Here is a 13,591-nt window from a genome sequence, read left to right as displayed (position 1 = left end):
TTATTCGCAAATATAATCTTATAAAATCCTATATTGATTGATTTGTAAATTTTTGATAAACTGAAATAAAATCTCAAGCGTAAGGAGGGGAAGATGAGAAGCTACCTGAAGGTGGCCCTCGGCTTTATACTACTAACGTCCTTAAATGCCTTTGGTCACCCAGACATAACCTTAAAAGACCAGTTTGGAAACCCGGTAACTGAAAGCAAACTACCGGTAGACGTAAGGAAGAGCTGTAGCGGATGCCACGATGTAGACTTTATAGCCACAGCCTACCACTTCCAACAGGGAAGACTGGCAATCCTCTCTAAAGAGGTCTACAAAAAGTACTACGAAAAATACGGAGACCAGCAGTTTACAAACGGCCTTCCTGAGGAGTTAACAAACCTTGACAAAGGTATGTACGGAAAGCTCTGACCACCTGCATACCGCCAGTTGGCGCCAGAGGTAGAAACAAACCCCGGACTCGTTGACCTTACAACACCAGAGTACGCCGGAAAGTGCGGTATATGCCATCCAGGTGGCGGCCCTATGGAAAAGGATAGGCAGGATAACTTCCTGTACGAAAAAAGCCTATTTGAACTTCAGTCTGAGTTTGACGCAGGCAAAATCTTAGGGGACTACGCTGTTCTTGATAAATCAACCGGAAAGTTCGTTCCTTTTGAATGGACTTTAGAAATAAATAAGCGAAAAATTAACAATACAGCACCACCTACCTGTTTTTATTGCCACTCTAGGAAAGCTCTTGAAAATGGGATAGATACTGCAGCAACCGGAACTTACATGTACAGAAAAACCTTAAAAGGTAAACTATTTAATAAAAAATATTTCGCAGCAATTGACACAGCAGGTGGTTTACTTGGAAGCATTAACAAAGAAACTGGAGAAATAGAATACGATCTTTCACTTTTTGATTCGGACAATAACTTTATAGGTTCTAACATCGTAGGCAAGAGTGACAATGCCTGCGGTCACTGTCATGGCGTATTTCAGTTTGAAGACTTTGATAATGATGGAAAGATTACTCCCCTTGACTTCGTCAAAGCAGCAAAAGATCAATATAAGTTCAAGCATCCCGACGGAATGAAAGAAGCCCTTGTCTGGCAGTTTAGTGAAGGAAGTAAGAACTACGACGTTCACAAATTGAACGGAGTAGGGTGTGTAGACTGTCACTCCTCAGTTCCTCACGAGTACATTGGAAGTGGCTACTTCCCTTCATCAAACACCCTTACACCTTCCCACGACTTTGCAAAGGGAAATGCTGGTCCGGCCTTTGGAGTAATGTGGAGTCAGCTTGCAGGTAGTTTAACCTGTACAAAGTGCCACAATGCTAAGACAATTCACGAGGGAGTCTTTGGGCCTTCAAGCTATACAGACGTACACCTCGAAAAGGTTGCCTGCACAACGTGCCACATTGCTAAAAAGTACTTTTACAGGGTAAAACTCGTTGACTGGACACTTCCCCTATTCGTTTTCGATGGAACTACAAATAATAAAGTTGTAGACCTTGATAAGCACGGATACCTTTACGGAGACCCAGCTAACGGCAAATCCATAGATATTGCACTATTCCCAGAAAGGGACTTCAAAACTGGAGAAGTTAAATGGAAGTATAAGCCTGCAAACGCTATGGGTGTTCTACTTTTTGAAGACAATTCCTCAGGAGAGTTTAAACCTGTTTTTGCACGCTACCTTAAAAAGGCCTTTAAGCTTGATTGGAACTTACCAACCAAATACCTTAAAGTTGAACTTGACCCAAGCACTGGAAAACCAAGAAGAATCAATGGTGCAATTGATCCACAAACAGGAAAACCTATCAAGATTCTTAGTATGAAAGCAGTTAAAGGGGGAATTATAGCTAACGATTCAGACATCATTAGTGGGAAATGGGTACTGTGGAGAGCCGTACCTAACTACATTGACGTTAACCTTAACGGCCAGTACGATGAAGGAGTGGACGTTCAGATTACCGACGATACAGGACTTTCTGGATCTCCTGACGGTGACCCCGAAATCAACACGAAAGTAGAAGTTGAGGCTGCAATCAACACGCTGAAGAAGATCATTTCAAGTGCAACAGGAAAGAGTGACGTTGAAGTAAAGGTCGTAGCTACTGCCGATGCTTTCGGAATGAGTCACAACATCAAGTACGCATCTGAAGCCTTAGACTGCGCAGACTGTCACGGAGGCAGCAGGGACGGTGTTCTAACAGGTCCAATCTTTACACAGAAAACCCCACTCTACTTTGACCTGTCTGAAATTGAAGGTCAACCCTACTTTGATAAGAAAGTTGATAGAGCTCCAACAGAACTTGAGTACGCAAACCTCGTTCAGGAAGAGTTGGTTAAAGCCGGATACCCATCACCTGAAAGTGAAACAACAACAACAACAGAAACGGGCCAAACAACTTCCCAGGAGGGAACCACCTCTGAAACTTCAGGAGGAGGTGGTGGCGGCGGATGCTCAATGGCTGCATCTGGAGGAAGTGCCGGCCTACTATCGTTCCTCATAGCCGTCTCTCCTTTAGCACTCTTGAGGAGAAAAAGGTCTTAGTATTCACCGAGCAAATTAACCGTAAGGAGGGGGACCTTCCCCCTCCTTTTTTATTTCCTCTAAATCCTCTGATACAATTAGCCAAGCCACTTTGGAGGAATTTGGATGAAACCTCTCCTTGCTCCTTCTATCCTCTCTGCAGACTTTGGAAACCTTGAATCTGAAATTAGGAAGGTTGAAGAAGCTGGAGCCCATCTCCTTCACGTTGACGTTATGGACGGTAGATTCGTTCCAAATATAACTGTTGGAATCCCAGTCGTTGAATCCATTAGAGGGAAAACCCGACTTCCTCTTGACGTTCACCTTATGATAGTAGAACCTGAAAAGTACATTCCCCGATTCATTGAGGCTGGAGCAAACTGGATCTCTTTCCACTTTGAGGCAGCAGTTCACCACCACAGGATAGTCTCCCAAATAAAGGAACTCGGAGCAAAAGCAGGGATAGCTATAAACCCCTCAACTCCTATCTCCTCCCTTGAAGAGATTATTCCTTACCTTGACTTTGTCCTTGTAATGTCTGTTAACCCGGGATTCGGCGGCCAGAAATTTATTGAGAGCTCTATAAGGAAGATTGAGAAGTTGAGGGAGCTCTCTCTAGAGTTAAACCCAAAACTAATAATTGAGGTTGACGGCGGAATAAAGGTTGAAAACGTAGAGAAGATCCTAAAAGCAGGAGCAAGGATAGTAGTTGCAGGATCGGCAGTATTTAAAGGAGACCCAGAAAGGAACGTTAAGGACTTCCTTAAAAAACTAAACCAGTTTGAATAGGAGTGGAAGAGATGAAACAGGTAAAGCTCATTACAGGAAACGCAAACCCTGAGCTTGCCAGGAAAGTTTCAGCAAACCTTGGGATTCCCCTTGCCGACGTTACAGTCGGTAGGTTCAGTGACGGAGAGACTCAGGTAGTTATAAATGAAAGCGTCAGGGACTGTGACGTCTTCATTATCCAGTCACTCTGCAGACCTGCAAACGACAACATAATGGAACTCTTACTGCTGGCTGATGCCCTTAAAAGGGCTTCAGCAGGAAGGATTACAGCAGTACTGCCCTACTACGCGTACGGAAGACAGGATAGAAAGGTTAACCCAAGAGACCCTATAAGCGCAAAGCTCCTTGCCGACATAATAATGACCTCTGGAGTAAACCACGTTGTAGTAATAGACCTCCACGCTAAACAGGTTGAAGGGTTCTTTGACATTCCAGTTGACCACCTTGAAGCAAGGCCTGTCCTTACTGACTACTTCCTCTCACTTGGCATGGGAGGAGAAGATACAGTCGTCGTCTCTCCCGATATTGGAGGAGTTGCAAGGGCAAGGAACTTTGCAAAAGTACTTAGCTCTCCAATTGCGATAATTGATAAGAGAAGGCCAAGGCCAAACGTAAGTGAGGTTATGAACGTTATAGGTGAAGTTAAAGGGAAGAGAGCTGTAATAATTGATGACATAATTGATACAGCCGGAACTATAGTTAACGCTGCAAAGGTTATTAAGGAGATGGGAGCAACTGAGGTTTATGCCGCATGTACCCATCCAGTATTTTCCGGACCGGCAGTTGAGAGGTTAAGCAACGCCGTTAAGGAAGGGTTCATTAAAGAAATAGTAGTAACCGACACAATTCCTCTTTCTCAGGAGTTTGAAGGAGTTAAAGTTTTAACAGTTGCAGGGATGATATCTGAGGCAATTAGGAGGATTCACTACGGTGAATCTATAAGCCAGATGTTTAAGTTCTAACTTTAAATACGAGGGGGAGCTCTCCTCCCCCCTTAAAACCCAAAACCAGCTTAATTAGGTCCGCCCTACCTGTGTTCATCTTGACCCAGCTACCTCCAGACAGCTTGTAAACTTCAAAAGAGTTAATGTTAAAGGAGACAGGAACTTCAATTCCCTTTGGGGAATTTGAATTAATCCTTAATTCACTCCTTATCAGGAACTTCTTCCCTGAGGGGCTCTCGTAGAGCCAGTACTTTACCTTGCAGATTCCCTTAAAGTAGTAGCAGTCTTCGGTAAAGAACTCCACCGACTTCAGGTTGCCGTCAACGTCCCTGCTAACTGTAAAGCCCCCGTACCTCTGGTTTACAGACTCAAAGTCCTTTAAGAGAGAGTAGAAATAGGGAGGTATAGAGCTCTGGAGTTTACTGTTCTCAACGGCAAACTTCCCGGAGCTCTCAACAACGTTAAAAAAGTTGTAGGAAACGACTAAGATAAAGGCAGAGAGAGCCACAGCAATAAGCAGCTCAACTAAGGTAAAACCTCTTCTACCTAACCTCATAGAGCTCAACGAGGACTCCCCTATCTTCCGTTCCTGCTCCCAGCTTTACAACTCTATAACCCATTAGTTCTTCAAAGTCCTGAGAGATAGAGATTTTATAGTTATAGAGCTCCACACTCTTACCGTTAAAGTTCTTCCCTCCGTAAACTGCTTCATTTAAACAGTTGTGGGCTGCAACCGTTGAGAGAGTAGTTTTTAAAAGTTCATCCGTTGATTGAACGGTTCTACCGGAGAGAACGAGAAACGCTCCGAAGGAAAAACCTAAAACGGCAACAGCAACTAGAACCTCAATTAGAGTAAAACCTGAACGGATCATGAGATAATTTTATACTAATATCCTCAAAGGAGGCTTAGATGAAGAGGAAAATCAGACTAGGAGTAAACATAGACCACGTTGCAACCGTCAGGAACGCAAGAAGAACTTTTGAACCAGACCCCGTTCACGCTGCAGTGATAGCAGACCTTGCCGGAGCCGACCAGATAACTCTCCACGTAAGGGAAGACAGGCGTCACGTAAACGAAAGGGACTTAAAGATGATAAAGGAAGTAATACACAGCAGGGTAAACCTTGAAATGGCAGTTACAGAGGAGATGGTAAAAATCGCAAAGGAGGTCAAACCTCACCAGGTAACTCTAGTACCAGAGAAGAGGCAGGAAATTACAACTGAGGGGGGACTTGACGTAGTAAACCAGAAAGAGAGAGTTGAACAGGCAGTAAAGGAGCTGAAAGAAGCAGGAATAACTGTAAATATCTTTATAGACCCCGAACCCCAGCAAATTAGAGCCGCTAAGGAAGTTGGAGCCGATGCAGTGGAGCTCCATACGGGAGCATACGCAGAGGCCTTTGCAAGGAACGATGAAGAGGCAATTGAAAAGGAGCTCAACAGACTGAAAAGAGCCGCAAAGGTGGCAAAAGAGGTTGGGTTAAAAGTTTACGCAGGCCACGGATTGACCTACAAGAACGTGAGGAAAGTCGCAGAAATTCCAGAAATAGAGGAGCTGAACATAGGCCACTCAATAGTTGCAAACGCCATCCTCCTCGGACTTAAAGAGGCAGTTGAGAAGATGATAAAGCTAATCAACGGGTAAAGATGCTACTTGCAGTAGGAGTTGACATAGTTTCCGTTAAGAGGTTTGAGGAGCTCCACAGAAAGTACGGAGAAAGACTAATAAAGAAGGTCTTTCCCGAAGGGGTTGATTACTGCTTTAAGAAGAGGAGGGGGGAGCTCCAAGGGTGCTTAGCAGCTAGGTTTGCACTTAAAGAAGCAACAGTTAAAGCCCTATCTCAAGCCGGATTAAGAACCTCAATTTCAAGAGTAAAAGTTCTTGGGGGAGGAAAGGAGCTTAAGGTTGAGGTAGAAGGTTTAAAAGGCAGGGGGCTGAAGCTCCTTTTCTCCATATCCCACGAGAGAGATTACGCAGTTGCCGTTGTCAATTTAGTAGAGGAAACCAGACATTACCCTGTTTAACCACTGGGCAGTTACAGTATCCATAGTTTGTATGTGCTCTACAATCCAGTCTTTAAAAGTCTCCTCAAAGTACTTCTTCAGGAACTCCCTATCCCTACTCTCTCTCCAGCGCCTCTTAACATCCTTAAGCTCCCTTAAAACCCTCTCGTGTTCCCCTGAATGGCAAGGGTAGGCGAAAAAGTGGCTCTTCCTCATCAGGTCTTCTTCGTATGAAAAGTGATTCTTCACATCACTTAAAAACTCATCAAGCAGCTCATCAACCTTTCTATCGTCTTCTCCAGAAACGATTGCATCGTAAAGGTTATTCAAGTAGTCAAGTTCCCTCTTGTGTACCCGGTTCATACCCGGATAGTCAACTAAAGGCAAAACTCTCTTCTCAATTAAAGCCATTACTCCTCCAAAAGAATTATCTATAGCTCAAGATATAGGAAAATAAAAAAAAAGAAAGTGACAAAAGTCAAATAAAAAAGCCCCCTTTAAAGGGGGCTTTTAAAAGCAAAGGGATATTATCGGTTTAGAGGTGCTTCTGGATGTACTCTATCGCATCTCCTACCGTCTGTATCTTCTCGGCATCCTCATCTGGAATCTCAATTCCAAACTCTTCCTCAAGAGCCATAACTAGCTCAACTGTATCAAGGGAATCGGCTCCAAGGTCCTCAATAAATGAAGCCTCAGGTGTAACTTCGTCAGGGTCAACGCCGAGTCTATCTGCTACAATCTCCTTTACTTTCTGTTCAATGTTTTCCATCCTTAACCTCCCTAAGATTTTATCAGTCTGGAATTATAAGAAAAGAGTTAAAAAAGTCCACCGTTAACGTGGAGCGTTGTACCGGTAATATAAGAAGCCATATTTGAGGATAGAAAGAGGACTACATCTGCAACTTCCCTAGGCTCTCCTTCCCTCCTCAAAGGAATTGACTTAAGGAGCTCAGACTTAACCTTTTCAGGAATAGCCTTCGTCATATCAGTAGTTATGTAACCGGGAGCTACAGCGTTTACCCTAATACCCCTTCCTCCAAGCTCTTTAGCCAAGGACTTCGTAAAACCAATAAGGGCTGACTTTGTGGCAGAGTAGTTGACCTGCCCGACGTTTCCCGTAAAGCCAACAACGGAAGAGATATTTATAATAACCCCTTTCCTCTTCTTAACCATGTAAGGGACAACAGCCCTAGTTACGTTGTAGACTCCGTTCAGGTTTGTATCAATAACCTTGTCCCAGTCCTCATCCTTCATTCTTATAAAAAGGGTATCCCTCGTAATCCCTGCGTTGTTAACGAGAATGTCTATCTTCCCTTCCTTCTCAAGGATTTCAAAAACGACCTTTTTAACTTCTTCCCTATCGGTAACGTCCATTTTAAAGCCATTCACACCAAGTTCAGATGCAACCTGAAGGGTTCTCTCCTGATTCGTTCCGGTTATGTAAACCGTAGCCCCAACTTCGCTGAACCTCTGGGCAATTGCTTTCCCTATTCCCCTCGTTCCTCCGGTTACTAAAACAACCGCTCCCTTTAGCTCCTCAAACATCAAAGAACCTCCTTTTTTAAATAAGTTTATCACTTTGCAGCATCAAGGCCGAAACTTCCCATGACCGAAAAGAGGGTTATCAAGACGGTCGCCTTAAAGAACCAACCTAAGTTATCAACTATTGAAGGGTAAACACCGAGAACTAGGAGGGAAAGGGCTGAAACAAAAAGGGATATTGAAAGAATCGTAATGAGCCTCAGAGGTAGGAAACCGGCCACCTGCTGAACCTTGAAGTTTCCCAAGTTAGAGTACTTGATTGCAAAGAAAAGACCAGCCGTTATGAGAATTAAAATTAAAACCACGTGGAGGAAGGAGATCTTTTTAGAGAGCTCCCATATATCGGCGTTTGCAGCAAAGGGGAAGGCAAGGAGGGTCGCTCCCATAACCTCCTGAATAAAGTCGCTAAAGCGAAAGCCCTCCCTCTTTCCCTTTAAGTCCTCCCTAATCTGAACTACCGACTCCTGGAGTGCCTGGAGCTCCTTCTCAATTTCTTCAATCCTCTCTTTATCCAAACTTCCTCCAACTGGTAAAATTAAAACTATGAGAAAAAAAGATTTACTGGGAATAATACTCCCTTCACTCTTCCTTTCAACTGCCTACGGGAAATGCCCTTCCCCCCAGGAGGCATCACTAATTTTGAGCCGGGTAACCCAAACAATAACTGTAGTTACCCAGGTAACTCCCCTTCCCCAGTTTAAAGCCTGCCAAGTTAAAACTGAAAGTGGAGATACCTTTTTCCTATCTGATGACGGAAAGTGGATAATAGAGGGAATCCTCATTAAAGTACCCCAGCTAGTAATGAAGGAAAAGGATAGAAGGAAGTTAATGGAGAGAGCTCTCTTCAAAATAGGTAAAGGAGAGCCTTTAATAGTCCTAACAAACCCAAAATGTAGGGCCTGCACAGAGAACAAGGATAAGATAAGGAAACTGGCAAGGAGATTCACACTACTATTTGTCCCGGTAGGCTTTGAAAAAGAGGAGTTTGAAGCTGCAGTTGACGCTTACTGCAGAAATAAGAACTTAAAGGACTTCTTTAAGGAAGAGAGAGGGATAAAAGTCTGCGATAGGGGAAAGCTAAAGGTCTGGACTGTTCAAGGAATTCTTAAAAAGTACGGGATAACTGCAACTCCAACTTTCATTCTCCCAGACGGAAGAGTTATCGTCGGAGTAAAGGAACTTATGGAAGAGGTTAAAACTGAACGTGAACCCTTTTAACCTTTGTCTTCCTAACTGACTCTGGAATCTCTAAAAGGAGGTCGTGGTTCCTTATCTCATCAGGATCCCTTACGCCGTTAAAGTTTATTAGGTAGAAGTTGGGTCTATCACCGTAAATAAGGAGTTCGTCAAAGATTAAACCGCAAACTGCAAGCTCTCCCCTCTCAACTAGTTCTGAAATATCAGATAGAGAGAGGAGTTTTCCTATCTGTGCATCAATATTGAGCTCCATGAGGGCTGCATTAAAGAGCCTTTTATCCTCATACATCGTAAGGAGAATTTCTGCATTCTCCTCGTAAGTTTTCTTTAGAAGTTTAAACTCAAACTCTGCGCTCTGAAGGTTTATCTCAACGAACCTCTCCAGCGGAGTTGAGGTTGAGCCGACTATAGCTATAAGAGGAACTTTAAGGTCCTTAACTGCGTAGTAAACGGTTGATAGGTTCGGAAAGACCTGGGCTGCCCCGTTTGAAACTATGTAACTTTCGGGAAAGAGGGAGGAGATTCTCCACACTACACTTGAAGAACAGACTATGCAGGAATCGTAACTGCTACTCTCTTCTTTACTAACACACTCCTTTAGTAAGAACTTCTCAATAACCTTAACCGGATTCATAGCCATACTATCTCCACTGTAAGTTCAGCAGTGTCCAGTATAGCAAAAGAGCTCTTCCCCGTTAGGTAGCCGCAGAGCTCCCCCGGATTTAAAACTTGACACCCGTTTACGACTCTCATATCAACCTGATGGGTGTGGCCGTAAAGGACAAAGTCAAAGTCTCCGGACTTTGCCAAGCTCTCAACGAACAAAGGTTCGTGCATTATAGCAACTCTTTGCCCATCAATAACTTTGGCAACCGGTGGTTTTTCAATAACACCACCAGAAACGGTAAGAAGGCCGGTAATCTCCCCGTCGTTATTCCCGAAAACCCCAATAAAATCGCACTTTAGATCTGAAGTCAAAAGCTTAACCGTAAAGGGAGAAACAAAATCTCCACAGTGAATGACCAAGTCTACGCTGTTGGAGTTAACCCAGCTGATGAACTCCTTAACTTTTAAAAGGTTATCGTGACTGTCTGAAACGACCGCTACTCTCACATCTAAACTCCTTTAGGAGGTTTACTTGAAACGAAATCACAATCGGGATAGCGACTGCACCCGTAAAAAACCTTCCCCTTCTTACTCTTCCTTTCAACTATATCACCTTCTCCACACTTTGGACACTTTCCAAAGGTTAAAGGCTCTGTATACTTACACTTCGGATAGTTTGAACAGGCGATGAATCTGCCAAACTTACCCCTCTTTATAACAAGCTCCCCTCCACACTCTGGACACTCCCTACCGACTTTCTCATCTTCCTTTAAACTCTCCTTGTATTTACACTTCGGGTAGTTTGAGCAGGCTATAAAAGTTCCGTAGCGGCCGTGAACCTTCAGAAGGGGAGCTCCACACTCTGGGCACTCCCTGCCAACTTCCTCACCCCTCATTCCCTTAAGCTCTCTCTCTGCATTTTCAAGGAGACCTTTAAACTCCCCGAAGTAGAACTCCTTTAAGAGCTCCTTCCAGTCTTTCTTCCCCTCCTCAATCTTATCAAGCTCTTCCTCCACGGAAGCTGTAAACTTAACGTCAACTATTTTGGGAAAGAGCTTCTTCAAGAGGGAGTTTATAAACTGGCCAAGTTCAGTAGGTTTTAACCTCTGTTTTTCCTTCTCTACGTAACCCCTCTGAATTATGTTTGAGATGATAGTTGCGTAGGTTGAAGGCCTTCCAACTCCTTCCTCCTCAAGGGCCTTAACTAGAGTTCCCTCAGTATAGCGGGGAGGAGGCTCTGTAAAGTGCTGAACTCCTTTTACCTCCTTTACTTCAACTTCTTCCCCTTCCTTCAAGTCGGGAAGTAACTTCTCCTCAACTTCAACGGGGTAGACCTTCAAGAAACCCTCTTCCTTTAGAGTTGAACCTGTTGCCCTGAAGGTAACCCCCCCGGCATCTATATCGGCGGATACGGTGTTAAAGACGGCATCCCTCATCTGGGAAGCGACAAACCTTCTCCATATCAGGTCGTAGAGCTTATACTGCTCCGGAGTAAGGTACTTCTTAACGCTCTCTGGAGTCCTAAAAACGGAAGTAGGCCTTATTGCTTCGTGAGCATCCTGAGCGCTCTTTGGAGTTTTACCCTCATAATTTCTAGCCTTTGAAGGAAGGTACTCCTTCCCAAGTTCTTCAGAGATAAACTTCCTGACCTCCTTAACGGCCTCTTCAGAAACCCTGGTTGAGTCTGTCCTCATATAGGTAATAAGACCGACTCTCTCATTACCTAAGTCTATACCTTCGTACAGCTGCTGAGCTATCTGCATCGTTAACTTAGCAGGAAAGCCAAACCTCTTGGAGGCCTCCTGCTGGAGGGTTGAAGTTATAAACGGAGCAGGAGGTTTCCTCCTTCTCTCCTTCCTCTCTACCTTTACAACTTTAAAGGGTTTTCCGATGGTTCTACTTACTATTTCATTAGCCTTTTCTCTATTTGGAATATCAAACTTACCCAGTTTCTTGCCGTCAACGGCAACTGCCTTGGCTCCAAACTCCTTATCTCCCTTCCTAAGGAGAGCCTCAACAGTCCAGTACTCCTTCTTAACGAAGTTCTTAATTTCCTCTTCCCTGTCACAGATTAACCTTAGAGCTACAGACTGAACCCTTCCGGCGGAGAGAGCTCTCTTAAACCTCTTTGAAAGCAAAGGAGAAATCGTATACCCGACAATCCTATCTAGGATTCTCCTTGCCTGCTGGGCGTAAACTTTATTCTCATCAATCTTATCTGGATTCTTAACCGCTTCAGCTATTGCTCTTTTGGTAATCTCGTTAAACCTTACTCTATAGACCTTATCTTTTTTTATCCTCTTTAGGGCATTTGCTATGTGCCAGCTTATTGCCTCTCCTTCCCTGTCGGGGTCGGTTGCAAGGTAAACTTCATCGCTCTTCTTAGCCGCTTCTTTAATTTCCTTTAAAACTTTAGCCTTTCCTTTAATAGTTACGTACTTAGGTTTAAAATCTTTCTCTATATCAACTCCAAACTCCTTTTCCGGAAGGTCAATCACGTGGCCCATTGAGGCCTTTACTACAAAATCCTTACCTAAATACTTCTGAATAGTCTTTGCCTTTGCAGGAGACTCCACTATCAGGAGCTTCTTTCCCATACCAACCTCTCTCTTTAAATTACCCTTAACAATCTAGTTGAAGTGCTTTTTCAAGTCAAAGTCATAAATTTATGACCAAAAGAGAATAATTATGGAGGAGGAAAAGATGGAACTTCCAACCGCTGTACTGATTCAGTACGGGGCAACCGCCCTTAAGGCAGTAATAATAGCAGTAGTTGGTTGGCTGATTGCCCTGGCAAGCAAGAAAGTCGTTGAGAGAATCACCGGAAGTATAGAAGTACTGAAAAAACAGGAGGGGCTTCCGGAAAGTGCAGGAAAACTAACCTACTACTTCGTTATTCTGGTTACGACAATAGCAGTCCTTGAAGTCATCGGCCTCAAGTACGTTACACAGCCCTTTATTGACTTAATTAACAAAGTTGCAGAATACCTGCCCAACCTCATTGGAGCTACGGTAATACTGGTAGTCGGGATCTTCTTTGCTAAAGTAGCAAGGGAATTTACAAACTCACTCCTTGAAACCCTCCAGATTGAAAACTACTTCAAGAAGTACGGAATTGAAGACTTAGGAGGAGCGGTAGGTAACATCGTTTACCTCTTCATCCTGCTGTTCGTGGTAATTGCGGCCCTTAATGCCCTACAAATTGAGGCTATAACTGAACCGGCCACATCAATGTTAACTATGATTCTTAATGCAATACCGAGAATTGTGGCCGCCGCTGTTGTATTTGGAATAATCTTCTACGTGGGAAAAGTAGTAGCTGGAATTACTGCAAAGGTAGTTGACGAGCTCAACATTGATGAAATTGCAAAGGAAGTAGGAATTTCTTCAGACAAAGTGAAGTTTAAGGAGCTGGTAAGGTATCTAATCTTAACTTTTGCAGTTCTCCTTGGACTTGACCAGGCATTTCACTACCTTGAGGCAGAAGCTCTATATCAACTAACCAACCAGTTCACGGTAATTGCGTTTAAGCTTGTTGTTGCATCAGCAATTCTCTTTGCCGGAGCTTACCTTGGAAACTTAATAGAGAAAAGAACTGAAAATGAAACAATAGGAAAAGTAATTAAATACGCCTTCATCACAGCTTCAGTATTTATAGCATTACCATTTGTCGGAGTTTCACCTCAGGTAATTGAAATCGTCGTCCTCTCACTCTCACTTGGAGTAGGTTTGGCCTTTGCCCTTGCATTCGGCCTTGGAGGTAAGGAGGTAGCTGCAGAGCTCCTCAAGAAACTAACAAACTCCCACAAAAACGGCTAATTTCTGGAAGGGGGAAGTTGACAAGTCCCCCTTCCTTCCCTATATTTCCCAGTGCAGGGCCGAGGTAGCTCAGTTGGTAGAGCAGAGGACTGAAAATCCTCGTGTCGGCGGTTCGATTCCGCCCCTCGGCACCATTTTTTTATTCCCCTCCCTTAAAT

The 13,591-nt window shown here is 43.8% G+C and carries 17 protein-coding genes and 1 tRNA gene; 9 read left to right on the top strand and 9 right to left on the bottom strand.

Annotated elements, in window-relative coordinates; translation table 11 throughout:
- The first annotated feature begins 93 nt into the window (after window positions 1-93).
- The 4 genes from C7457_RS00900 to C7457_RS00885 all read left to right on the top strand — a co-directional run bounded on the left by C7457_RS00900 (window position 94) and on the right by C7457_RS00885 (window position 4,283).
- Window positions 94-417, top strand: coding sequence for a hypothetical protein (locus tag C7457_RS00900; protein ID WP_121169542.1), 324 nt, complete (start codon window positions 94-96; stop codon window positions 415-417).
- A gap of 18 nt (window positions 418-435) precedes the next feature.
- The gene (locus C7457_RS00895) at window positions 436-2,553 is read left to right on the top strand and encodes a cytochrome c3 family protein (protein ID WP_147422175.1); all 2,118 of its coding nucleotides are present in this window, start codon (window positions 436-438) and stop codon (window positions 2,551-2,553) included.
- A gap of 105 nt (window positions 2,554-2,658) precedes the next feature.
- Entirely contained in the window at window positions 2,659-3,321 is a 663-nt protein-coding gene (rpe, locus tag C7457_RS00890) for a ribulose-phosphate 3-epimerase (RefSeq protein WP_121169539.1), read from the top strand.
- Between the two features lie 11 nt (window positions 3,322-3,332).
- Complete coding sequence (locus C7457_RS00885; protein WP_121169537.1) at window positions 3,333-4,283, top strand: ribose-phosphate diphosphokinase; 951 nt, start codon at window positions 3,333-3,335, stop codon at window positions 4,281-4,283.
- On the opposite strand, the gene C7457_RS00880 is transcribed toward C7457_RS00885, so the two are convergent.
- Together C7457_RS00880 and C7457_RS00875 are read right to left on the bottom strand one after the other, a co-directional pair.
- Entirely contained in the window at window positions 4,273-4,821 is a 549-nt protein-coding gene (locus tag C7457_RS00880) for a prepilin-type N-terminal cleavage/methylation domain-containing protein (protein ID WP_121169536.1), read from the bottom strand. The genes C7457_RS00885 and C7457_RS00880 overlap by 11 nt on opposite strands.
- Window positions 4,808-5,137: a type IV pilus modification PilV family protein gene (locus tag C7457_RS00875; protein WP_121169535.1), complete on the bottom strand. Its 330-nt coding sequence runs from the start codon at window positions 5,135-5,137 to the stop codon at window positions 4,808-4,810. The genes C7457_RS00880 and C7457_RS00875 overlap by 14 nt, the downstream gene beginning before the upstream one ends.
- A 38-nt stretch (window positions 5,138-5,175) precedes the next feature.
- Between C7457_RS00875 and C7457_RS00870 the strand changes: the two genes are divergently transcribed.
- Complete coding sequence (locus C7457_RS00870) at window positions 5,176-5,910, top strand: pyridoxine 5'-phosphate synthase (RefSeq protein ID WP_121169534.1); 735 nt, start codon at window positions 5,176-5,178, stop codon at window positions 5,908-5,910.
- Window positions 5,911-5,912: 2 nt separating this feature from the next.
- Entirely contained in the window at window positions 5,913-6,290 is a 378-nt protein-coding gene (locus tag C7457_RS00865) for a holo-ACP synthase (RefSeq protein ID WP_121169532.1), read from the top strand.
- Here the strand turns inward: C7457_RS00865 and C7457_RS00860 are convergent.
- The 4 genes from C7457_RS00860 to C7457_RS00845 all read right to left on the bottom strand — a co-directional run bounded on the left by C7457_RS00860 (window position 6,258) and on the right by C7457_RS00845 (window position 8,326).
- Complete coding sequence (locus tag C7457_RS00860; protein ID WP_121169531.1) at window positions 6,258-6,680, bottom strand: bacteriohemerythrin; 423 nt, start codon at window positions 6,678-6,680, stop codon at window positions 6,258-6,260. The genes C7457_RS00865 and C7457_RS00860 overlap by 33 nt on opposite strands.
- A 124-nt stretch (window positions 6,681-6,804) precedes the next feature.
- Window positions 6,805-7,038 (bottom strand): acyl carrier protein, encoded by a 234-nt coding sequence (gene acpP / locus C7457_RS00855; RefSeq protein ID WP_121169529.1) that lies wholly within the window; start codon window positions 7,036-7,038, stop codon window positions 6,805-6,807.
- A gap of 47 nt (window positions 7,039-7,085) precedes the next feature.
- Window positions 7,086-7,814 carry a 3-oxoacyl-[acyl-carrier-protein] reductase gene (gene fabG, locus C7457_RS00850; protein WP_121169528.1) on the bottom strand — a complete coding sequence of 243 codons (729 nt, stop codon included), beginning with the start codon at window positions 7,812-7,814 and terminating at the stop codon, window positions 7,086-7,088.
- A gap of 29 nt (window positions 7,815-7,843) precedes the next feature.
- Window positions 7,844-8,326, bottom strand: coding sequence for a DUF2391 family protein (locus C7457_RS00845; RefSeq protein ID WP_121169527.1), 483 nt, complete (start codon window positions 8,324-8,326; stop codon window positions 7,844-7,846).
- A 124-nt stretch (window positions 8,327-8,450) separates the two neighbouring features.
- Between C7457_RS00845 and C7457_RS00840 the strand changes: the two genes are divergently transcribed.
- Window positions 8,451-9,029 (top strand): thioredoxin domain-containing protein, encoded by a 579-nt coding sequence (locus C7457_RS00840; RefSeq protein ID WP_211321800.1) that lies wholly within the window; start codon window positions 8,451-8,453, stop codon window positions 9,027-9,029.
- Here C7457_RS00840 and C7457_RS00835 read toward each other — a convergent pair.
- From C7457_RS00835 to topA, 3 genes are read right to left on the bottom strand one after another with little or no spacing between them, the layout of a single operon-like run.
- A complete protein-coding gene (locus C7457_RS00835) occupies window positions 9,004-9,648 on the bottom strand; it encodes a carbonic anhydrase (protein ID WP_245939556.1) in 645 nt (214 codons plus the stop codon). The two genes, C7457_RS00840 and C7457_RS00835, sit on opposite strands and share 26 nt — an antisense overlap.
- On the bottom strand, window positions 9,639-10,121 hold the full coding sequence (locus C7457_RS00830) for a metallophosphoesterase (protein ID WP_121169525.1): 483 nt from the start codon (window positions 10,119-10,121) through the stop codon (window positions 9,639-9,641). Before C7457_RS00830 ends, C7457_RS00835 begins: the two co-directional genes overlap by 10 nt.
- Window positions 10,122-10,123: 2 nt before the next feature.
- Complete coding sequence (topA, locus tag C7457_RS00825) at window positions 10,124-12,211, bottom strand: type I DNA topoisomerase (RefSeq protein ID WP_121169523.1); 2,088 nt, start codon at window positions 12,209-12,211, stop codon at window positions 10,124-10,126.
- A gap of 106 nt (window positions 12,212-12,317) precedes the next feature.
- Between topA and C7457_RS00820 the strand changes: the two genes are divergently transcribed.
- Together C7457_RS00820 and C7457_RS00815 are read left to right on the top strand one after the other, a co-directional pair.
- The gene (locus tag C7457_RS00820; RefSeq protein ID WP_121170638.1) at window positions 12,318-13,433 is read left to right on the top strand and encodes a mechanosensitive ion channel; all 1,116 of its coding nucleotides are present in this window, start codon (window positions 12,318-12,320) and stop codon (window positions 13,431-13,433) included.
- Between the two features lie 58 nt (window positions 13,434-13,491).
- Window positions 13,492-13,567 (top strand) — tRNA-Phe (locus C7457_RS00815).
- The last annotated feature ends 24 nt before the right edge of the window (window positions 13,568-13,591 follow it).

The sequence above is a fragment of the Thermovibrio guaymasensis genome (genome assembly GCF_003633715.1).
GTDB lineage: Bacteria > Aquificota > Aquificia > Desulfurobacteriales > Desulfurobacteriaceae > Thermovibrio > Thermovibrio guaymasensis.
The sequence above is the reverse complement of the archived record's forward strand: the minus strand, read 5'-3'. Positions and strand labels throughout refer to the sequence as shown.